17 protein-coding genes are annotated in these 21,676 nt (G+C 47.3%); 9 read left to right on the top strand and 8 right to left on the bottom strand.

The window, feature by feature from the left end; translation table 11 throughout:
- The first annotated feature begins 41 nt into the window (after window positions 1-41).
- From CIK88_RS11770 to CIK88_RS11755, 4 genes are all read left to right on the top strand, one after another.
- Window positions 42-797 (top strand): head GIN domain-containing protein, encoded by a 756-nt coding sequence (locus tag CIK88_RS11770; RefSeq protein ID WP_094436666.1) that lies wholly within the window; start codon window positions 42-44, stop codon window positions 795-797.
- 80 nt (window positions 798-877) lie between these two features.
- Window positions 878-1,603, top strand: a complete 726-nt coding sequence (locus CIK88_RS11765; RefSeq protein WP_094389761.1) for a sugar phosphate nucleotidyltransferase — start codon at window positions 878-880, stop codon at window positions 1,601-1,603.
- A 27-nt stretch (window positions 1,604-1,630) separates the two neighbouring features.
- Window positions 1,631-2,584 carry a CDP-alcohol phosphatidyltransferase family protein gene (locus CIK88_RS11760; RefSeq protein ID WP_094436664.1) on the top strand — a complete coding sequence of 318 codons (954 nt, stop codon included), beginning with the start codon at window positions 1,631-1,633 and terminating at the stop codon, window positions 2,582-2,584.
- Window positions 2,585-2,595: 11 nt separating this feature from the next.
- Window positions 2,596-3,243, top strand: a complete 648-nt coding sequence (locus CIK88_RS11755) for a response regulator transcription factor (RefSeq protein ID WP_094389759.1) — start codon at window positions 2,596-2,598, stop codon at window positions 3,241-3,243.
- Here CIK88_RS11755 and CIK88_RS12440 read toward each other — a convergent pair.
- From CIK88_RS12440 to CIK88_RS11735, 5 genes are all read right to left on the bottom strand, one after another.
- On the bottom strand, window positions 3,202-3,351 hold the full coding sequence (locus CIK88_RS12440) for a hypothetical protein (protein ID WP_158214683.1): 150 nt from the start codon (window positions 3,349-3,351) through the stop codon (window positions 3,202-3,204). The two genes, CIK88_RS11755 and CIK88_RS12440, sit on opposite strands and share 42 nt — an antisense overlap.
- 429 nt (window positions 3,352-3,780) lie before the next feature.
- Window positions 3,781-4,884, bottom strand: a complete 1,104-nt coding sequence (locus tag CIK88_RS11750) for a cytochrome d ubiquinol oxidase subunit II (RefSeq protein ID WP_094436662.1) — start codon at window positions 4,882-4,884, stop codon at window positions 3,781-3,783.
- A 47-nt stretch (window positions 4,885-4,931) separates the two neighbouring features.
- Window positions 4,932-6,494 (bottom strand): cytochrome ubiquinol oxidase subunit I, encoded by a 1,563-nt coding sequence (locus CIK88_RS11745; RefSeq protein ID WP_094436660.1) that lies wholly within the window; start codon window positions 6,492-6,494, stop codon window positions 4,932-4,934.
- 77 nt (window positions 6,495-6,571) lie between these two features.
- On the bottom strand, window positions 6,572-6,787 hold the full coding sequence (locus CIK88_RS11740) for a DUF4492 domain-containing protein (protein WP_094389756.1): 216 nt from the start codon (window positions 6,785-6,787) through the stop codon (window positions 6,572-6,574).
- 264 nt (window positions 6,788-7,051) lie between these two features.
- The gene (locus CIK88_RS11735; protein WP_094436658.1) at window positions 7,052-8,338 is read right to left on the bottom strand and encodes a GTP-binding protein; all 1,287 of its coding nucleotides are present in this window, start codon (window positions 8,336-8,338) and stop codon (window positions 7,052-7,054) included.
- Between the two features lie 130 nt (window positions 8,339-8,468).
- Between CIK88_RS11735 and rhaD the strand changes: the two genes are divergently transcribed.
- A complete protein-coding gene (gene rhaD / locus CIK88_RS11730; protein WP_094389754.1) occupies window positions 8,469-9,278 on the top strand; it encodes a rhamnulose-1-phosphate aldolase in 810 nt (269 codons plus the stop codon).
- A gap of 460 nt (window positions 9,279-9,738) precedes the next feature.
- Here rhaD and CIK88_RS11725 read toward each other — a convergent pair whose 3' ends face one another.
- From CIK88_RS11725 to CIK88_RS11715, 3 genes are all read right to left on the bottom strand, one after another.
- Complete coding sequence (locus CIK88_RS11725) at window positions 9,739-10,194, bottom strand: transposase (RefSeq protein WP_094436656.1); 456 nt, start codon at window positions 10,192-10,194, stop codon at window positions 9,739-9,741.
- Between the two features lie 390 nt (window positions 10,195-10,584).
- Window positions 10,585-11,286 (bottom strand): peptidylprolyl isomerase, encoded by a 702-nt coding sequence (locus CIK88_RS11720; protein WP_254046594.1) that lies wholly within the window; start codon window positions 11,284-11,286, stop codon window positions 10,585-10,587.
- 101 nt (window positions 11,287-11,387) lie between these two features.
- Window positions 11,388-12,632: an aminoacetone oxidase family FAD-binding enzyme gene (locus CIK88_RS11715; RefSeq protein ID WP_094436654.1), complete on the bottom strand. Its 1,245-nt coding sequence runs from the start codon at window positions 12,630-12,632 to the stop codon at window positions 11,388-11,390.
- A gap of 163 nt (window positions 12,633-12,795) precedes the next feature.
- On the opposite strand from CIK88_RS11715, the gene rbr reads away from it, so the two are divergent.
- From rbr to CIK88_RS11695, 4 genes are all read left to right on the top strand, one after another.
- The gene (gene rbr, locus CIK88_RS11710; RefSeq protein WP_094436652.1) at window positions 12,796-13,335 is read left to right on the top strand and encodes a rubrerythrin; all 540 of its coding nucleotides are present in this window, start codon (window positions 12,796-12,798) and stop codon (window positions 13,333-13,335) included.
- Window positions 13,336-13,537: 202 nt separating this feature from the next.
- The gene (locus CIK88_RS11705; RefSeq protein ID WP_254046897.1) at window positions 13,538-15,766 is read left to right on the top strand and encodes an exo-alpha-sialidase; all 2,229 of its coding nucleotides are present in this window, start codon (window positions 13,538-13,540) and stop codon (window positions 15,764-15,766) included.
- A gap of 942 nt (window positions 15,767-16,708) precedes the next feature.
- Window positions 16,709-19,261 (top strand): BspA family leucine-rich repeat surface protein, encoded by a 2,553-nt coding sequence (locus tag CIK88_RS11700; protein WP_158214682.1) that lies wholly within the window; start codon window positions 16,709-16,711, stop codon window positions 19,259-19,261.
- A 766-nt stretch (window positions 19,262-20,027) separates the two neighbouring features.
- A complete protein-coding gene (locus CIK88_RS11695; protein WP_094436646.1) occupies window positions 20,028-20,282 on the top strand; it encodes a hypothetical protein in 255 nt (84 codons plus the stop codon).
- Window positions 20,283-21,676 lie beyond the last annotated feature (1,394 nt).

Below are 21,676 nucleotides of genomic sequence, written 5' to 3'. Positions count from 1 at the left end.
CAAAAGGTCAGAAACATCACAAAAACAAAAAATATTAGACTATGAAAAAAATCATGTTTTTAATGCTGACTGCCATCGTCACCATGACATCATGCAAGGAAATGAAGATTACCGCCGACTCGCAATCGCCACAGGTTACCACCATTCGCAACGAAGTGAAAGACTTTGAAGCCATTGAGATTTACGGTTCGGTCAATGTTGTTTATCAACAAGCCAATACGTATCATGTATCAGTAAAAGCCCCACAGTCGCTTCTTAAGAATGTAGAGACCTCCGTTTCTGACAAGCGGTTGAAGATTATGATCAAGACCCCCAACACCTTTTTCAACGTCGGCAATAGCGACGATGTGACCGTTACCGTCAGCTCTCCCGACCTTGTCGGCATCTTCTTGAAAGGTTCTGGCGATTTCAAATGCAACGGCCATATCGATACCGACAATATGATGATTGATCTGCGTGGTAGCGGCGATATCGACCTTCAGAGCCTCATCTGCGACAATCTGAAAGTGGTTCTTTCCGGAAGTGGCGATATCGATCTCCCCAATGTTACGGCACGCAACACCAATCTTTCCCTTATCGGTTCGGGCGACATCGACATCACGCAGCACCAAGTCATCGCCACACACATGGATTTGAAAGGTTCGGGCGATATCGAGTTGAAAGCCGTTGACTGCGGAACCATCGAGAGTCAGGTCATCGGTTCGGGCGATATCAACATTGAAGGAACAGCCCAAAGGGAGCGCCACGACGTCAAAGGTTCAGGCGATGTATATACCAACAAACTGGTATTAAGATAAAAAACGACAGTATATTGCTCGTTTTTCACGAATAATGTGTAATTTTGCGCTTGCAAAGTTACACATTATTTATATATAAGATGAAATATGCAATAATTGCGGCCGGCGAAGGCAGCCGATTGGCAGCCGAGGGAATTGACTCTCCCAAACCGTTGGTCAAGGTAGGCGGCGAGTATCTGATAGACCGTCTGATACGTGTTTTCATGGATAATGATGCAGAAGAAATCGTTGTCATCTGCAACGATCTCACCACTTTGGTAGCTCAACACTTGGTAGAACTGCAGCGCGACGGACTGAAAGGACGCCCCATTCCTCTGCGCTTCTGCGTTCAGAGCACTCCCAGTTCGATGCACAGTTTCCATGTCATCAGCCCCTATCTCTCCGACAGTCCTTTTGTATTGACCACCGTCGATACCATTTTCCGCGAAGAAGAATTTAGCAACTACGTGAAAGCCTTCCGTCAACAGATTGCCGACGGACATACCGATGGCGTGATGGGCGTCACCGACTACATCGATGACGAAAAGCCACTCTATGTCGAAACCGACGATACGCTCCGTATTCTCAATTTTCTCGACCATCAAGAGCATCCCCGTTACATCTCCGGCGGCATATACGGTCTCACCTCGTCAGCCATCGAAACACTTAATGGCTGCATGGAACGTGGCGAAAGCCGCATGCGCAATTTCCAGCGTGCCCTGCTGACCGACGGTCGTCAGCTGACGGCTTGGGCATTCTCCAAAGTACTCGACATCGACCATGCCGATGATATCAAGAAGGCAGAAGCCTTCCTCGCCGGTCAATAACAGATATTTCTCATTCACAATACGATTATGACAAACGAACATAAAACCTTCCGCGAACTGCTTCGTGCATCCTTCAAGTCAGACGATACCGAAGAGTGGCTTGATGTGCATTTCACACGTCCTATCGGTTTGGCGTTTGCGCTTTTCTGGAACCGTTTCGGTGTACATCCCAACGTCATCACCATCATTTCCTTCTTCCTTGGTGCTGCTGCCGGAGTGATGTTCTATTTCCCCGACCTCTATCACAACATTGCAGGAGTCGTTCTCCTGATGTTAGCCAACTTCTGCGACTCTACCGACGGACAGATGGCGCGCCTTACTGGCAAGAAAACCCTTGTAGGCCGTGTGCTCGATGGACTATCCGGCGATGTATGGTTTCTCTTCATCTACGTAGCCATCTTCCTTCGCACAGGTAATATGTTTTATGACGAAATAGGCTATTCTGCCTACTTCATAGCCTTTGCCATTGCCGCTTGGGCAGGTTTCGGCTGCCACTCCCGTCAGAGTTCCTTAGCCGATTACTATCGTCAGATTCATCTTTTCTTCCTGTTAGGCAAGGAAGGCAGCGAGCTCGACAACTCTGCCGAACAGCGTAAGATAGCCGAGTCGATGCCCAAAGAGCGTTGGTTTGCCCGCCTATTCTATTCCAACTATGCCGGCTACTGCAAATCACAAGAAGACCGCACTCCTAAGTTTCAGGCATTCTATGAGCAGTTGCGCCAGCGTTATTCCAATCCTGCCACTATTCCGCAATCGTTGCGCGACGAGTTCCGCCGAGGTTCTCTTCCGCTGATGAAATACACCAATCTGCTGACTTTCAACAGCCGTGCCATCATTGTCTATCTGTCGTGTCTGCTGGGTGTGCCCTACGTTTATCCTATTTTGGAGATTACGGCCTATGCCGTGATGTATGCACACATGCGCCGCAGCCATGAGCGCCTGTCCGAACAGATGACCAAGCGACTTGCTTCCTTCCAATAGTTTCTTGCCCCATGAACTGTCACATCATCCTTGCCGACAATCAAGACATCACCCGTGCGGGCATTCTGTATGTTTGCAGTCAGGCCGACCAGTGGTCAACGGATAGTGCTGAAGACAAATGCGGACTTATTGAATTATTGAAAAACGATAGTGAAGCGGTGGTTGTGATGGACTATACGCTGTTTGACGTCAATGATGTTGACGAGCTCGACATTCTGCATCTTCGTTTTCCCGATGTGCAATGGGTGATGTTCAGCACCGACCTTTCCGGCGATTTTGTACGCCGTTTGCTGGCGCTGAGTCCCCGTTTCAGCATTTTGCTCAAGGAATCTCCCTTGCAAGAAGTGCGCGAATGTCTGTCTGCCGCCTGTCGCCATCAGCGCTACATCTGCCAGCGCATGGCAGAAATGCTATTGGCGCCAAGTCAGGAGAAGCAAGAGGAAGACATTCGCCTGACGCCCACAGAGACCGAGATCCTCAAGGATATTGCGCTCGGTCTTACCACGAAAGAGATTGCCGAGCGCCGTTTCTCCAGTTTCCATACCGTCAACACCCATCGCAAAAACATCTTCCGCAAGTTGGGTGTCAACAATGCACACGAGGCTACCAAGTATGCGCTACGTGCCGGCCTCGTCGATTCTGCCGAGTATTACATCTGAGTATTCGCCGCATATCTCATCCGCCCTTGAGCTACATGCATCTGACTGTTGGTCTGTCACCAGCTGACTTAACTCTTGCAGTCCATCGGCAGCAATAGTCTGTGGCATGCGCTTTTGCCGTATAGGGTTTCGACCGATGTTGAAAGTGGTGCTGCCACAGGTCGTGCAAGCGTCGCTTAACAACCTAACAAGCAACACCTTACATTCCTATAGCACATACTTCTAAAGGCAAATCAATTTGTTTTCCTCAGCAATTCAATTTGTTTTGCTCAGCAAATCAATTTGTTTTACTCAGCAATTCAATTTGTTTTGCTCAGCAAATTCATTGAAATTACTCAGCAAATTCATTGAAATTACTCAGCAAATTCATTGAAATTACTCAGCAAATTCATTGAAATTGCCGAGCAAGGGAATATCTGAACCACATCAACAGACCATTGCCGAGTGAGCCAAGCAATAGGCAAACACCTAAAAAAATATATCCGCAGCAAAGCCACGGATATATTAGCATGTTTGCAAAGCCTATCGGCAACGTCGCTATTTTCTGTCCATCACGCGCCAAACGTAGGCTATATAGCAGAAAACAAAAGGCACGAGGAGCGAAACATAAAACATGGTGCGAAGCGTAAACTCGCTGCTGCAACTGTTGGCAATGGTCAGTGAGCACTGCAAATCGGCATTCGACGGATAGTAGGCTGTATTGCCCCACCCTGCCACCAACAGCAGCGACAACACCACAAGCACCACGCCAATACCGGCAGGCCATATTCCTTTGACATAGGTGGCACTGAAAATGGTGCGCGCCACGCCATAGAGCAACAGCACAACACCAATCACCGTGAGCACTGCGAGCGGCCACAACTGGAGATAGTTGTGCAGATATTTCATCGGTTCCATAAACACAGCACCCGTGGCAGGGTCAACGGCAAAGCCATCCTTCAGTAGCGTGCGCACAAAGAAAGCAAGGAAAAACACCAGGAATGGTATCGTACATCCCACCAGTCTTACTGAACCGCGCGAACGGATATCCTCGTCATCAACATTGTTCATGATATACAGGATGCCCAAGATGCGCGCCAAGAACATCACGGCAAAGCCCAATGCAAGGTTCCAAGGGTCGAGCAGTGCGTCAAGACCTGCCGAAGCGTTGGCCCACCGACTGATGACCGGTGCGCCAAGATCGGTGAGCGATGCTTTCTCGACCATGAAGTTTGACCCATTGAAGAAGGTGGCAACAGCCCCACCCAACAGCAGCGGACCCACTATGCCGTTGATCACAAGAAACCACTGATAGGTGCGCTTGCCGAGCAGATTGCCTTTGCAGTGCTGAAACTCATAGCTCACAGCCTGCAACACAAACGAGAAGAGAATAATCATCCACAGCCAGTAAGCTCCGCCGAAACTTGTACTGTAGAATAATGGGAAGGAGGCGAAGAATGCACCACCGAAGGTTACGAGTGTGGTAAACGTGATTTCCCACTTCCGGCCAGTGGACTCCATCACTTTGCGCTGTCCCTCTTCGGTACGTCCCAGACTATAGACCAGCGAATTGGCACCCTGCACAAAGAGCAGAAATACGAGCAATGCGCCAAGCAGCGACACCACAAACCACCAGTATTGTTGAAGAAATGTATAAGTCATAACAGTGTTCTTTTTTAGTGTTGGAAATTGAATATTGGATGTAATCTCTATTCTTGTGCCGACTTATAGTTCTTGATGACACGACACATGATGCTGACTTCTGCTATCAGCAGAACGGTAAACAGCACGAGGAAGATGAAGAAGGTCAGCGAAACGCTACCTGCCTTCAGGTCGGAAACTGCGGCTACCGTGGGCAACATATCCTGTATAGCCCATGGCTGACGACCCAGTTCTGCCACTATCCAACCTGCTTCGCTGGCAATATAAACCAGTGGTAGCATCGCAACAGCCGTTATCCAGAGCCATCTGCCACTCCTGGTGATGTCTTTTCGCCATGCCACAAAACCTATAACGATGAAGAACAGCAACAGCAGACTGCCCACTCCTACCATGACGCGGAAGGCGTAGAAGTTGATGGGGATATAGGGCACGAGTTCTGCACGGTCTTTGATGTAACCATAACCAAAGTATGGCATGTCGGCCTTCAACTGTTCTGCGAGTTGTGGCAAACGGCTGTCGTTGGCATTGGCAGCTTTCACTTTGCGGTATTCGGCAAGCGTGGCAATGGCATTGCGACCACGCTCCATCTTCTCCTCAGCCGACAGTTCGCGCGTACCGTCCTTGCGCGTATAGCCGTTGAGCAGATCGTTCACTCCAGGCACATATCCGTCGGTGGAATGAGTGGCAAGGATAGAGAGTCCGTAAGGCACAGCTATGCGCAAAGGCATCTCGCCTCCCTGGGCATAATCGGGTTGAGCAAAGGGATTGAGCGCACCGACCACGGTCAGTCCGACACCCTCACCACCATCGTAGAGTGCCTCCATAGCAGCAAGTTTCATGGGTTGTTTCTCTGCCACCATTACCGCAGAACCATCGCCTGTATGTATGGCAGCCAGCGAAGCTACCAGTCCCACGATGCTTGCCACCTTGATGCTTTGACGTGCAAGTTCCTTCTCTCTGCCACGCAACAGATACCAGCAACTCACGGCACAAACAAACACAGCACCCACAATCCATGTGGAAGTGACGGTGTGGAAGAATTTATCAACAGCCATCGGCGACAGTGCCACCTCCATGAAACTCGTCATCTCGTTGCGCACAGTATCGGGATTGAACTCGCAACCCACAGGATACTGCATCCATGAGTTTGCCACAAGTATCCACCATGCAGATATCGTAGCACCGATACCGGTAAGCCATGTGGATGCAAGATGGAATCCGCGCGACACTTTGTCCCATCCGAAGAACATCACTGCCACAAACGTACTCTCCATGAAGAAGGCTACAATACCCTCTATGGCAAGTGGAGCGCCGAATATGTCGCCTACAAACCAGGAATAATTGCTCCAGTTGGTGCCAAACTCAAACTCAAGTATGATGCCTGTGGCTACGCCCATGGCAAAATTGACACCAAACAAACGCTGCCAAAACTGCGACAGTTCGCGCCAAAATGGTTTTCCCGTACGGTAATAGATGGTTTCCATAATGCCCATCACTACAGCCAAGCCCAATGTTAGCGGCACAAACAACCAGTGGTAAATGGCTGTCAGAGCAAACTGGGCACGCGACCAATCAATGAGTGCGGGGTCGATTGTCAGAAGATGATTCATAAACTTTAGTTTTTTTATTATTGATTATTTTTCTATTTGCTTGCTTCACTGTCAGGCTGTATTGTCAGCACAGATCCCTACCGGCGCGTCAGTTCGCCTGCCACAAATGTGGCGCGGTCGCCGTTTTTGGCTTGTCTGCCCACCACATCGGGGAAGAAAAACAACTTCAACACGGCGAATATCACAATGAGTTTGATGATGATAACGGTCCACAGCGTGCGACCTATGGTCATGCTGCGAAATCCATCTCGATAGAATCGATACACCTTATATATAATATTCTTGTCTGACATGCAGGATAGTAGTATTTTTAATTGCCAATGACTCTGTTGGAGCAATTATTTTGCAAATATATGAAATAATCTGGGAAATCTACAAAAACTGGGCTGTTTTTTTTATTCATAAGCTATTTGATTGACGTCCACCGACACGCTGTAGGATATTGCCACGACTACATGCAACAGGTTTTGCGACCTATATGAAAAGAGGGTAAACAAAAAAAAATCGGAGAGCGGCACACTAACCGATCTCCGACTTGTAAGTCTTATCACGTGCGATTACCACGTCACCTTGTCGCTCAGGCAGAAATCGAGCGCATCGGTAATGGCTTTGCGATCCATGTGCTGACCGATAAACACCAGTTTCTGCATGCGGTCGCCATACATCGGATTCCAGTCGCGACGCAAGTCTTCGTTCATCGCCATCATGTCGCGCAACTCGTCTTCGGGCATGGTAGCATACCATTGACCGGCTCCCTGAAGTCCCATCTGGCGGCCTGCCTGCTCAAACACATAACAGCGGTCGGGCTCATCGACAAACCAGCAGATGCCTTTGCAACGGATAACGCCCTTGGGCCACTGCCGCGCAACAAAATTATCGAAGTAGTTGATGTCGAAAGGTTTGCGGGCATAATACACAAAACTGCCAATGCCATACTCTTCCACTTCGCCGCCTTTATGGTCGTGGTGGTGGTGATGATGGTGGTGGTGATGTTCATCTTCGTCGTCATCATCATCGTCATGATGGTGGTGATGATGTTCTTCTTCGTCGTCATCATCATCGTCATGATGGTGGTGGTGATGTTCTTCTTCGTCGTCGTCATCATCTTCATGGTGATGTTCTATCTCGTCAATCCACGCAGCCGACGTGGCTACGGCATCAAAGTCAAAACCGTGGGTGTTCACCAGTTTATCCAAATCCACGTCACCATAGTCGCATGTGATAATCTCTGCCTTGGGTTGCAGTGCATGGATGATTTGCTTGATCTTCTCCAACTCCTCTGCCGACACCTCAGAAGCCTTGTTGAGCAGGATGGTGTTGCAGAATTCTATCTGCTGGATAACCAGGTTTTCAATGTCTTCCTCACCAATATTCTGGCTGGTCAGCGCCTCACCGCTGCCAAACTCATCGCGCATACGCAATGCATCGACCACGGTAACAATGCTGTCAAGGCGCAGTATCGCGTCTTTCGTATATTCCGGACCCAAGGTGGGGATGGAGCAGATGGTCTGTGCGATAGGTGCAGGCTCGCAAATACCACTCGCCTCTATCACGATATAGTCGAAGCGCTGCATGGCAGCAATGTCTTTCAACTGTTCCACGAGATCCATCTTTAGCGTACAACAGATGCAGCCATTCTGCAAAGCCACAAGGCTGTCGTCCTTCTGATTGACCACACCGCCCTGCTGAATGAGGTTGGCGTCGATGTTCACCTCACCAATATCGTTGACCACAACAGCAAACTTGATGCCTTTCTTATTGGTCAAGATGCGGTTCAACAAGGTGGTTTTTCCGCTGCCCAGATAACCCGTGAGCAGCAATACAGGTAATTCCTTCTTATTCATCGTCGTTTTGTATTTGGTTTCTTCGAGACGCAAAATTACTGAAAATATATGAAATATCATGAACAAATAGCGTTAAATATCAGAAAAATGACTACCTTTGCACCATTCAAACTACAAATCTACAAACAAAATGAAAAGTATATTGGAACAACGTCCTGCACTGACACAGGAAATTGAGAAGATTGCAGAAGTGGCAGGATACCTCTGGCAAAACGGATGGGCAGAGCGCAACGGTGGAAACATCACCGTCAATGTCACCGAACTCGTTGATGACGAAATCAGGCAGATGCCTCCCATCAGCGATGCAATACCCATTGGAGTGACTCTCCCTGAACTTAAAAATACCTATTTCTATTGTAAAGGTACGGGTAAGCGCATGCGCGATTTAGCAAGAAAGCCCATGGCAAACGGTAGCATCATACGCATTCTCGACGACTGCGCATCGTATGTAATCATTGCCGACGAGCCCGTCATGCCTACCAGCGAACTGCCAAGCCACCTCACCGTACATGCACAGCTCATTGCCACAGGCAGCAACTACCGTGCTACGGTACACACCCACCCCATCGAACTGGTGGCAATGAGCCACAACCGCGAGATGCTGGGCAAGGATGTGCTCACCAATCTGCTCTGGTCGATGATACCGGAAACCAAGGCTTTCTGTCCGCTCGGACTGGGCATTGTGCCTTACGAACTGCCGGGATCTAATACGCTCGCTCAGGCCACACTCCATCAGTTGGAAGACTATGATGTGGTGCTTTGGGAGAAACATGGTGTCTTTGCCAAAGGTATCGACGTGATGGATGCCTTCGACCAGATTGACGTTCTCTCCAAGAGTGCTAAGATTTATGTCAACGCAAGAGCCATGGGTTTCATGCCCGAAGGTATGAGTCAGGAGCAAATGCAGGAGATGAGTCGCGCATTCAATCTGCCGAAATAACAATAAATAAAAACACAAGTCCACCCCCGTTCCATCAGAAAGAGGGTGGATTTGTGTTATAGACTCATTGAAATGGTCTTATAGGATTTTACTTTTGTCCTTTCAGGACGTTCGGTAAAATAACCCCACACACCCACAGGGTGTTACCCTGGGCTAAGGAAACCATTGGGCCTTCAGCCCGTTGTGGTTGTGTGATTATTACCCACGACACGTTTTGCAACGTCGGATTGTTGCAGATGAAAAACATCACGAATGGTGTGTGATTATTACCCACGACACGTTTTGCAACGTCGGATTGTTGCAGATGGAAAACATCACGAATGGTGTGTGATTATTACCCATGTACACGTTCTGCAACCAACGCCCCGAACGGGGCAATATTTCCATAGCCCAGGGTAACACCCTAGGTTTTTATGCCTCTTTTACCTATACGCCCTGTAAGGGCAACAGTAAAATCAAGCTAGTCAGAGAACACATACTTCTCATCATATTCTATGTTATATAGCTTCAAGAATTGCTTGTATTCCTCTTGGAATGTTGTCTTCTTATGATGCGCTTTCTGGTTTTTGATGTATGCTAACGTTTTATCGACTACAGATTGACTGACCGATAATGCTGCATATCCCCCCTGCCACGCAAACATTGAATAATGTGGTGATAATGATTTAATCCATCTGCTACTATTGCGCTTCAATGTTTCCAAGAGATTTGCAATAGAAATCTCACGCCCTAATAGACACAATACATGCACATGGTCACCTGTGCCATCAACCCAAATATTTAGACAATTTGCATCGTTGACGAGTTGCCCTATATACGCATGCACCCGATCGAGATCATCATCAAGAATACATGGGCTAGATGCCTTGATGTGGAAGATAATATGCAAATAGATTTTGCAAAGTGATTGTGACATATGATTTTTACTTTTGTCCTTACAGGACGTTTATTAATTTGTTAACATTCACATCCGCAGGGCGTTGCCCTGGGCTAAGGAAACCATTGGGCTTTCAGCCCGTTGTCCTTTGTTTATGCGGTCATTATATTTCCATCCGCAGGGCGATGTCCTAACTAAGAAAACCATTGGGCTTTCGGCCCGTTGTGGTTGTGTGATTATACCACATGCACACGTTCTGCAACCAACGCCCCGAACGGGGCAATATCTTCATAGCCCAGGGTAACACCCTGGGGTTCTATGCCTATTTTTACCTATACGCCCTGTAAGGGCAACAGTAACATCAGCAGGGCTAAGAAAACCCATTGGGCTCTATGTTGCGCCGGATTGCAGATTCACAACCGTAGCATATCACTTGCGAATAGTAGCCCGGAGAATAACCACATCCTCCAACGGACGGTCACCATGGTCGTGATCCACAGGAGTCTGTTGGATGCGATCAACCACATCCAGTCCTTCGATGACCTCGCCAAACACAGTATAACCGCCATCCAGATGGGGCACACCACCATATTTTATATAGTTCTGTTGCATCACTGAATCGGGAATGACATAAGCTCTGCCCTCACGGCGAAGTTGGTCGGCATAGTATTCCATCTGCCGAGGCGAGAAATTGCGACCCCACGTGATGTAGAAATCATGCGACGAGGAGGCAAACTCAGGATTGGTATCATCTCCCTCGCGCGCGGCACAGAGTTGTCCGCGACGATGATAATGCGCCGGATAACGGATTTCTGCAGGCACACGGCGCTCCACATCATACTGCACTGTATCGCCGGCAGACACTTGACGGGCTTGCGGATTGCCGGCTTGAATCATGAAATTACGAATGACACGCTGAAACGTGCAGCCATTATAATAGCCCGTTCGCACCCGATCCAAGAAATTGTCGCGGTGTAAGGGGGTGTCGTTGTAAAGCCGCAGAACAATGGTACCCATGGTGGTTTCCATCACCACCTCATGTTGCGTAGTGTCGGCAGCGGTCTGTGCCGATAGCGTGGCGGTGCCGGTCAGCATCAGCATCATCCACATCAGTGTTTTCTTCATATTCATCTTCATATTTGTTTTAGACCGCCCCACTGCCCCATGACCAAGGGAAGGAACGGCCGGTTGTTTCTATTCTTACATCTCGTTTGCCTCCGACAGACTGTCGGTCAATGGCACTTCTTGTTGATGGCAACGGCAACGGTATGCCCCATGGTCCAAGCTGCCTGCAGGTTGAAACCGCCTGTGACGGCATCTACATCGAGCACCTCACCTGCAAAATAAAGACCTTCATGCTGCTTACATTCTAAGGTAGAGAGGTTGACATTGGAAAGGGCCACACCTCCACAGGTCACAAACTCTTCCTTAAACCTACACTTACCTGTCATCCGATAGACATCGGCAGTCAGCGTATTCACCAATCGATTGATCTGTTTCTTCTGAAGTTCTGCCCAACGCTGTCCGCCACGTATCTGCGATCGGTCAACCAACAGTTTCCAAAGTCGGCTGTTCAAATGGGGCGGATACACAGTAGATACCTGTTTGCGACCATGTGCCACACTCATCTCCCCTATCATGGTCTCCACTTCAGGGAGCGTCATCGCTCCACACCAGTTGATGCAAAGGTCGTGCTGATAACCACAGCCGTGCAAATGGCGTGCTGCACGACTCGACAGTTTCAGTACGGCAGGGCCGCTCATGCCCCAATGAGTGATGAGCAACGGACCTTCGCCTCGGAATTTAGTACCGGGAAGGGCGGCGGTCGCATGTTCTACCACGGTTCCCGTCAACTGGGTCAGAGCGCGGTCGGCAACACATACGCTGAAGAGCGATGGCACTGGCGACACCATTTCTAAATCCAAACCGGCAAGCATCTGCAGACCCTGCATCGTCGGACTGCCTCCTGTCGTCACTACCGCCATGTCGGCAGTAACGGTTGGTTGCCGAACGTTATCGGCCGGTGAGAAAGTCAACCGATAGCACTCATCCTCATGGGCAATAGCGCTGACACGATGACCTAACTTCAGCGTCACGCCCAACTGACGCATCAGCGACAACAGCGTATCTACTATTTCCATCGCATACTGCGATTTGGGAAACACACACTCATCGGTTTGCGTCACTAAGCGCACTCCTTCGCGCTCAAACCATCGGCAGACATCGGCAGCAGAAAAGCCTTTCAGCAGTCGCTTCATCAGTTTTTCACCACGCGGATATACTGCGGCAAGGTGTTCCACTTGCCGGAACGAGTTGGTCAGATTACACCGTCCACCTCCTGTCACTGCCACTTTGGCCAACGCCTTACGGCCGCCTTCATAGACCGTGACATCTGCGTGAGGCAACAGGCGCTTGACCGCTATGGCACAAAAGCAGCCCGCGGCACCGCCTCCTATGATTGCTATCGTTTGTTTCATTATGCGAAGATACTAAAAAAATGGCAAAACATGTGTTTTTTCATGTTTTTTCCATTATTTACCATTCGATTTCTTTTATTTTCAAACAACCTATTGGAATAATCCGTAACTTTGCATCATGAACAATAAACATCAATGATATAAACTAAACACAATAAAGACTATGACAACAAAGTATTCTGGAACACAGACTGAGAAGAATCTCGAGGCCGCATTCGCTGGCGAGTCGCAAGCACGTAACAAATATACCTATTTCGCATCAAAAGCAAAAAAGGAAGGTTTCGAACAAATTGCTGAACTCTTTCAAAAAACTGCCGACAACGAGAAAGAGCATGCTAAAATGTGGTTCAAAGAACTCAACGGCATTGGAGACACCGCTCAAAACCTGGCAGCTGCTGCAGAAGGAGAAAACTACGAGTGGACTGATATGTATGAGGGATTTGCTAAAACCGCAGAAGAGGAAGGCTTCGCTGACTTGGCAATGAAATTCCGCCTGGTGGCTGCTATCGAGAAACGCCACGAAGAGCGTTATCGCGCACTGCTTCACAACGTAGAAATGAAGGAGGTGTTTGCTAAGAGTGAAGTGAAAGTATGGGAATGTCGCAACTGCGGACACATCGTAGTTGGTGAGAAAGCACCAGAGGTTTGCCCTGTATGCGCTCATCCTCAAGCCTACTTCGAAATCCACAAAGACAACTTCTAAGCGTTGACAACCTATCATCTATATACCATCCGGCAGATATTCCTTTTCTGCCGGATGGTTTTGGTTGATAGGCCATTTGATTGAATTACAATACCAGAAAAACAGTTTTTTTGCATTTATTACACAAAGTTTTGTGGTTTTCTTCAGAATAATGACTACCTTTACAGTCCAATACTAATAACCCTACATGATATTCAGGAATATGAAGAAACACTTTCTGTTAACCATCGCTTGCCTGTTGACAGGCATGACTGCTTCAGCACAACAATACCAATGGAAGAATGTACCTATCGTCGGCGGAGGATTCGTAGATGGGTTTATTCTTCATCCGACTAACCCTGACGTACGCTTCTGCAGAACAGATATGGGAGGCGCATACCGATGGGATGCGGTCAACAAAGAGTGGATACAGATGCTCGACTGGGTGTCGCTCGACAATCAAAATCTGCAAGGGGTGGAGAGCGTGGCTATCGACCCCAACAATGACCAAAAGGTGTATCTGGCCTGTGGCACATATACAATTAAGACGGGAAGTATTCTGAAATCAAACGACGGAGGCAGATCATTCATCGAGGTGAAAGTGCCCATTGCCATGGGAGGCAACGAGAACGGACGTGGCAACGGCGAACGAATGATGGTTGATCCGCTCAATTCACGCAATATCTACTTCGGAACACGGCTCAACGGACTCTGGAGGTCGGTTGACGAAGGAATGACATGGAAGCGCGTGGACACTTTTCCTGATGTCACAGAACAGACGGACTTCTCCAATCCCCAAAACCGCATGAACAGAGGCAGCGGCATCATTGCCGTTGTATTCGACAAAAAAGAGAAGAAAGGCAACGATACAAAGAATATCTTTGTGGCTGTTTCGCTCAAAGACCGACAGAGCATTTTTGTCAGCCGCGATGCCGGAAAGAGTTGGAAAGCCGTTGACAATCAACCCGTCGGACTGCGCCCCACCCACATGGTCATGGCTGCCGACAGAAAACTGTATATCAGTTATGCCGATTCGCCAGGACCGTCACCCATGACCGATGGAGCACTGTGGGCTTACGATATCAAGAAGAACACATGGACGGACATCTCTCCTTTGAAATTCGACAAGGGCAAGAAATCGGGATTCGGATATGCGGCAGTTGCTGTCGATGCACACCATCCGCAACATATCATTGTAAGCACACACGGACTAGGGAAGAAATACGGCTACGGTGACGAGGAAATGTTTCGCAGTACCGATGGCGGTAAACAATGGATACCACTCTTCAAACATGGTTACAGATACGACCATAGCAAAGCTCCTTATACGAAGATGGCACCGCTCCACTGGATGTTCGACATAGAGATCGACCCCTGCAATGCCGATCATGCCTATTTCACTACTGGTTTCGGAGGTTGGGAAACGTTCAATCTCTCTGCTGGCGAACGACAGGGCGACACCATCGTGTGGAGCATTGCCACTAAGGGAGTTGAGGAAACTGTACCCCTCGAACTCTATGCTCCTCCAACGGGAGCAAGCATAGTAAGCGGTGTGGGAGACTACGGCGGATATACGCATTTCGACATCACCAAACCAGTACCGGAGGGCATGCACTACGCTCCATATTTCGGCAATACCGACGGAGTAACTGGCGCATGGAACAAACCTGACGTCATGGTGCGCGTGGGTGTCATCTTCAACCATCTATTCGACATTCCACCTATCTCGTATTCCGAAGATGGCGGACGCACATGGAAGCCATGCGCAAATGCTCCTGTAGAAAAAGCGGAGAGCGGACACATCGCTGTCAATGCCGATGCCTCGGTATGGATATGGACGCCACGCGGTGCCCTACCCTCATTCACTACCGACAAAGGGGAATCGTGGAACACATGTCAAGGTCTCCCCAAAAACATCAAAGTCATCGCCGACAAAGTAAATCCACAACGCTTCTATGCTGTCGATGTGATCAACAAAACACTCTATACCAGTATAGATGCGGGTAGAACCTTCACTTCAAAACCGCTCAACATCACATTGCGAACCACCGAAAAGAAAAAACGGGGCGACAATCGGGGCGGTCAAGATCGCATATACGCCATGCCCGACCGCGAAGGCGACTTATGGCTTGCCGCCTACGACGGACTGTATCATCTCAACGCTGACCTACAGGCCGTGGGTGCCATGCCTCATGTCAGCACCCTCTATGCTTTCGGTTTTGGCAAGTCACGCATAGAAGATGGCTATCCCACCCTATATATAATAGGTGTAGTAGATGGCGTCTATGGTTTCTTCCGTTCTGACGACTCTGGCAACAACTGGGTGCGCATCAACGATGACAACCACCAGTATGGTCTTGTCCTCCACATTTGCGGAGACATGCAAGAATACGGTCGCGTCTATGTGGGTACACACGGAAGAGGACTCGTATGCGGTTCTCTCCGCCAATAGCACACGGAAAATGTCACACGGACGACACGGATCTTTTAATATCTTGCCGTAGACAACTAAAAAATCCACGGAGCACACGGAGTACACGGAATCACGGAACAAGCAGCCCCGGGCTGGAAGCCCAACGGCTTCCTTAGCCCAGGGCGACACCCTGCGGACACAACAAAACATTTTACAATCGTCCTGTAAGGACAAAAGTAAAATCCGTGCGACTAAAACATCCGTGTGCAACCTTAAGAGGCTTCACCTACCATACATCTTTCGTCATCCAGCTGATGGTGATAAAAACGGCAAAAGCTACAAATAATAATATGTACATAATCTATATTTAAATTGTTGATAATCCAATGTGGTTTCGTTTAACCCCATTTTCCTTCTATATCATAGTAAGGTTTTCGCCTCCAAAATTACACATTTTTCTTCAATCCACAAACTATTTCCACCTTTTATTCCATTTATATAGGTATATTTGAGGCTAAAACGATAATCCATAGTTTTGCTTTATCGAAACTGTCAACTGTCAAACTGTAACGCCTGGGATTGATGGCATGGACCTGTTCCTGTGACATCACTTTCTACTTGAAAAGTGAATATTTTTAGGATATTATTAAATATATTTGTCTAATTCCTTGGACAATTCAATATTTTTTTTTATTTTTGCGCCAAATTGAGAATGAATACTAACCGCGCAATTTTTTTTAAGTCATGAACATTAAACCAGATTTTTGTAAAATCTTAAGGTTGGTTGGCGTTTCAATCGCCTTTACAACACTCGGTGCTTGTGTTGATACAATGCACCCTGGCGTGAATACTGAAGGTAATGATTCAATTGAAGTTCCTTTGGATTTTGACTGGAACATGTCGCAAGACGTGGATATACAGCTTATAAGCAATGTAACGACTCGTGCGTATATATATGAGGACGAGAACTTAGAGAAACTAATGTGTACCACAATGCTTGAGGCTGACAAACTGGAAACAGTATCTCTCACTACACTCAAAACGTTTGAAAACCTATATCTTGCCTACCTCGACAAGGATGGCAAGACAGTGGTGCGCACCATTGACATCGGTAAAAAGCAGGTTCTCACTCGTGCCGCCAACATATCGGACGAGATTACTGACGCGTCAGAGGCGCTGACGCCGTTGGGAAGCGACAAGACCGTGGTGTTCTCACCCAACAACTCGGTGTATGGCACAGTGCTCTTTGAGGACATGTATCCAGAAATGGGCGACTACGATATGAACGACTTCGTGCTTGGCTACAGAAAACAGTATGGAAAGTCCGATACTTCGGAGACCCTGGAAATCACTCTTCAGATACGTGCCATAGGCGGCCAACTGCCGTTTGTGCCTGGAGTTGAGGTAAAGGGTGTGGATGTGGACGGACTCGAAGTGAACTGGCTCTCGTCGGATACGCGCCTTTCGGTGGAGAACGTATCGGAATCTGATGCCAGCGGCACTCCTGTTTTCCGAGTGAACGGAGTACAGAACATAAAGAAAGGCAACGGCTATTTCAATGTTAATCTGCCAAAGATATCACAGGAAAGCTTGCCTTATGTCACCATCATACTCACACGACCGTTAGACGGCAATCCACAGTTGAACATTAGGGACAAAGACCTCAACTTCTTCATCTATAACACACAGAACATGGTGGAGATACACGAGAAGAACACTGCAGTAACCCGATTCGCATCAAACACTGACGATAGCAGTTTCCACAATGGAGGACTCGTATGGGCGTTCAGGGTGGAAGGCTATATGCCTCATACCATTGAGGGATATAAGATTAACAAGGTGTTCCCGAAGATTTCAAATTGGATGACAAGCGGCGGCGCAACGGATTCCGACTGGCTCTCCGACTTCGACTCAGAGTCTGTCATTGACTATGCTCAGGGCGATGTCCCAAGTTCTCCTGACGTTCAGAATGAACCATACATTAACGTTAAGCAGACTCTGGTGGAAGCTCCAGCAGCCGGAGGAAGGGTGGAAATACCCATTGAAGCCAACTGCGACTTTGACGTGTGCTTCGGCGAGCAGGGATGGATATACGATTTCTCCAAGGAGGATGGGAAACTAATACTCTTCGTATATGCCAACTATAACGGCTCGGACAAGAGTGCTAACGTCACCCTAACCCCAACCACCAACATCAGCAAGAAGTTTACATTCAAGCTTAACCAGAAGTCGGAGGCTTATGCCGGAGCGCTGATACAAGCCAACGACGGATTCAAAAAAAATATAGAGAGTCTCGTAAAAGCTAACGGAGGAGTGATTACCGACGTAAAGAAGGTGAACATCATAGGCCATAGCGACAAATATAAAGGTTTTACAGGAAGTAGTCTTCCTGCCAATGTGAAGAGGATAGCAGGCAATGATAAAAATTTGCCGCATAATGTTTACATGGAATGGGATGCCGCCAACGCCACCATCACCGTCTCCACTCCCGGAGCAATCGTAAGCACCGGCAACACTTGCTCTAAAATGTTTAGTAATTGCTCTGGCTTGGAGGAGGTTGACCTCTCGGGACTTGACATCTCGCTCTGCACCAAAATGGAACAAATGTTCATTAACTGCAAGAAGCTAAAGAGCGTGGACCTCACTCCGCTCAACACTTCAAAAGTGACCAATATGTCCGGAATCTTTACTCTATGTGAGAGTCTTGAGTCTGTAAACGTGAAGGGATTGAACACGTCCAACGTCACCTCGATGAACAACCTGTTTGACCGTTGCTATTCGCTCAAGTCTGTGGATATCAGTTCGTGGAACACTGATAAGGTTACAACCTTCAACCGTATGTTCTGGAATTGTCAGAAGCTCACCGATGTGAAATTTGATTGTAGCAAGACATCGTTGGTGGAATGGGGGGTTAAGGAGATGTTTACTAACTGCTATCTGTTGACGACAGTGGATATGTCTTCGTTTGACTTCCATAATGCCAATGATTTCACATCAATATTCAGCAATTGCAATAGTCTTCAGACGGTTGTGTTCGGCAAGAGCAATACGTCGAATATCATCAATATGAAGAATGCATTCGCTGGTGTAGGCGGCAACGGTGAGTTCACATGTGTAGATGCCGACTTCTCTTCTGCCACCACAATGGACAGCGCATTCAAGGGATGCACTGCCACTTCCATCAACCTTTCCGGCTGGAATACTACGTCAGTTCAGAACCTTAGCAGCACATTCGCTAATTGTGGAAATGCAAAGAAGATAAACATCTCGGGATGGAGCGCTGACAATGTAACAAGTATCGGCAGTATGTTTAATAGTGCATATATAGAAGAAATCGACCTCGGACCCAATTTCAATGTGCCTTCCAATGTCAATATCGACTATTGGTTCTATTGCACTTCCAACAAGTCGAAGAAGGCAACATTAAAGTGTTCGCGTGCCACATACGATTTGATACAGGTTTTTACCAACACTACTGGAGGTCGCAACAGCAAGTCGTTCCTCACCCAGTATTGCACATACAGCGTATATTAATTTTTTTCGTTGACGAGTTGACAAGTTTCAACTCGTCAACTCGTTTTAATCACACTCCACTCAATTACGCTTGTGGTGTGTTCGTTCATACGACGTAAAAAATAATCTGTTGTGGAGATTATTTATTCACAGCATCTGCAACTTCATTCCTATCGACAGTCAAAGGATGTCGCCCAGCGAAACCTTGCTGTCCATGAATGCTGAACGGATGTAGAGGTCGCACGGATTTTTACTTTTGTCCTTACAGGACGATTGTAAAATGTTTTGTTGTGTCCGCAGGGCGTCGCCCTGGGCTAAGGAAGCCGTTGGGCTTCCAGCCCGGGGCTGCTTGTTCCGTGATTCCGTGTACTCCGTGTGCTCCGTGGATAAAAGATTTCCGTGATTTCTGTGATTTCGACATCATCCAGACATGATATGATGCCTTCATCAAAGAGGAGTTGGACAAAAGAGGGCTTCCGTGAAATAATGGATTAAATTGATGCCAAAATCCATCGTTCTGTAAATATATCGAACTTGCATTATGTTTCATTTGTAAAGTTACAATACCCACATTGCACAAAATGATAATATTGAGGGTTCTTGTAAGGCTTTACATGATTTTTATGGTTTGACCTGTGGTTGAGCCTATAAAGATGGGCTGTTGGGCTTATGGTAGGGTGTTTTGGGGTGGACTCTGGATTCTCTCCGTCGGTTATTTGGGGGATAACAAGGGATTAAAAACCCGTGGAGGGAGTTTAGGCGTGGTTGGACCATAGGATCCGTCGGGATGGACGAAATGGTTTTATTCGCCGAGAAAATGCTCAGTGTGGGAAAGGAAGTGCAGGATTCCACCTCGGCAGGTTTGAGGCAAAAGGCATTTTTCTGGTTTGTGGTTGCTGAAGGGTACTTTGCCAGCCATAAGCCAGCCATGACGATGGCTTCTCGTCGATTTTTCGATAGTTTCTCGACCGACATTCGTTGCTCTTTCGTTCGTTTTTCGCTTGTTCCTCGTTCGGTTCTCGATCGGTCTTCGATAGACTAACGAATAACGAACGAGAGACGAACGAGAGACGAACGAGGACCTAACGAGAAGTTAACGGGAACCGAACGAGAAGCGATCGGGAAACCGTGGTCTTTCTGTCGGGACCAGATGGCGTGTTGAATTACTTGTTTTGTAAACATAAGCGGCTTTTTAGTTGTTAAATTATTTATTTGATTTTTTGGTTTAAAGGTTTCTTTCTTGTTTTGGAAATCATCCTCGGCTTGAAACACAAAGATACAACATGACACCCCCGAAATGCAAGAGTTTTGGCAGTTTTAATCCAATATTTAATATTATTTAACTTTATTATAGATATTTTTATCTTCGACTTCGCATAGTTTTTTTTTATAATTCTCTCCTGATAATATAAGCCAAGCGCATATCAAAGCAAATAAATCAAAGACGAAAATGCACTCGAACACCTTCCTCAGAGCGTTTCTTTAACTTTAATTTTTTCCGCTTTCTCCGTGTTCCGTGGATAATAAATTTCTGTGATTTGCCTTTGGCTTATTCTGACGCGACTCAACAGAGTAAAACCGAGCTTTCACTCTGTCTTCGCTGCTCCAGAATATCTGTGTGATATTAAAAAGGGAGGGAACTTGCAAATAAAAATCCGTGACATCCATGTAATCCGTGAGACATTTTCGGAGCCCAACGCAAAAATATGGTTTATGGAAACTGTTATACTGTTATATTGTAACGCTTGGATGATTTTTTGCTTTTCCCAAACTGTCAACTGTCAACTGTAACGCTTAAGATTGCAATTTCAATCATACATTTCATTTCCACATCATTGGTATTCTCCCTTTCTGTTCCTTGTACCTCCTATCATTGTCCGCCAATTTTGGGACTTAGTGCGGAGTTAGTTATGACTTACTTATGAGGCAACCATGAAACAGGGGGATGTAAAAGGGGAACAGATACTGTTTCACTTGTTTTCATTTTCCGGGGCATACCCGTTCAGCTTTCCGGAGTTGCAGTCTGCAGCCATGTCATGAATACAGGTCAATGTCATTCCAAAACTATCCGTAGTCAATATCATCATTCACAAGCGTTACAGTTGACAGTTGACAGTTTCCTTAAATGGATTTTTTAGTTGCCTACGGCAAGATGTTTTGGAGTAGCGAAGACATAGTGAAAGCTCGCTTTCACTATGCTGAGTCACGACAAAAAATAACCTATGGTGTAAATCTTAACGAAAATCTTAAGAAAAATCTTTAACCAGAATCTTTCCATGTACTCTGTGTGCTCCGTGGATCCGTGTACCCTGTGTGTTCCGTGGATCCGTAAAGGGAGGAAACGAAAAAAGCACCTTGCTTCATTGCTGAAACAAGGTGCTTTGTAAAAGATGGCGGCCTCCTACTCTCCCGCATTGCATTGCAGTACCATCGGCG

Origin of the sequence: Prevotella sp. P5-50 (assembly GCF_002251295.1) — a bacterium.
In the GTDB taxonomy this organism is placed as follows: Bacteria; Bacteroidota; Bacteroidia; order Bacteroidales; family Bacteroidaceae; genus Prevotella.
This window is presented reverse-complemented; position numbering and strand designations above follow the sequence as displayed.

Coding starts and splice junctions, on each gene's coding strand:
- rbr (WP_094436652.1), top strand. CDS start 12,796: ATGACAACAAAGTATTCTGGAACACAGACTGAGAAGAATCTCGAGGCC.
- CIK88_RS11755 (WP_094389759.1), top strand. CDS start 2,596: ATGAACTGTCACATCATCCTTGCCGACAATCAAGACATCACCCGTGCG.
- CIK88_RS11705 (WP_254046897.1), top strand. CDS start 13,538: ATGAAGAAACACTTTCTGTTAACCATCGCTTGCCTGTTGACAGGCATG.
- CIK88_RS11745 (WP_094436660.1), bottom strand. CDS start 6,494: ATGAATCATCTTCTGACAATCGACCCCGCACTCATTGATTGGTCGCGT.
- CIK88_RS11740 (WP_094389756.1), bottom strand. CDS start 6,787: ATGTCAGACAAGAATATTATATATAAGGTGTATCGATTCTATCGAGAT.
- CIK88_RS12440 (WP_158214683.1), bottom strand. CDS start 3,351: ATGCCACAGACTATTGCTGCCGATGGACTGCAAGAGTTAAGTCAGCTG.
- CIK88_RS11715 (WP_094436654.1), bottom strand. CDS start 12,632: ATGAAACAAACGATAGCAATCATAGGAGGCGGTGCCGCGGGCTGCTTT.
- CIK88_RS11725 (WP_094436656.1), bottom strand. CDS start 10,194: ATGTCACAATCACTTTGCAAAATCTATTTGCATATTATCTTCCACATC.
- CIK88_RS11735 (WP_094436658.1), bottom strand. CDS start 8,338: ATGAATAAGAAGGAATTACCTGTATTGCTGCTCACGGGTTATCTGGGC.
- CIK88_RS11770 (WP_094436666.1), top strand. CDS start 42: ATGAAAAAAATCATGTTTTTAATGCTGACTGCCATCGTCACCATGACA.
- CIK88_RS11760 (WP_094436664.1), top strand. CDS start 1,631: ATGACAAACGAACATAAAACCTTCCGCGAACTGCTTCGTGCATCCTTC.
- CIK88_RS11720 (WP_254046594.1), bottom strand. CDS start 11,286: ATGAATATGAAGAAAACACTGATGTGGATGATGCTGATGCTGACCGGC.
- CIK88_RS11750 (WP_094436662.1), bottom strand. CDS start 4,884: ATGACTTATACATTTCTTCAACAATACTGGTGGTTTGTGGTGTCGCTG.
- CIK88_RS11765 (WP_094389761.1), top strand. CDS start 878: ATGAAATATGCAATAATTGCGGCCGGCGAAGGCAGCCGATTGGCAGCC.
- rhaD (WP_094389754.1), top strand. CDS start 8,469: ATGAAAAGTATATTGGAACAACGTCCTGCACTGACACAGGAAATTGAG.
- CIK88_RS11695 (WP_094436646.1), top strand. CDS start 20,028: ATGGACGAAATGGTTTTATTCGCCGAGAAAATGCTCAGTGTGGGAAAG.
- CIK88_RS11700 (WP_158214682.1), top strand. CDS start 16,709: ATGTGTACCACAATGCTTGAGGCTGACAAACTGGAAACAGTATCTCTC.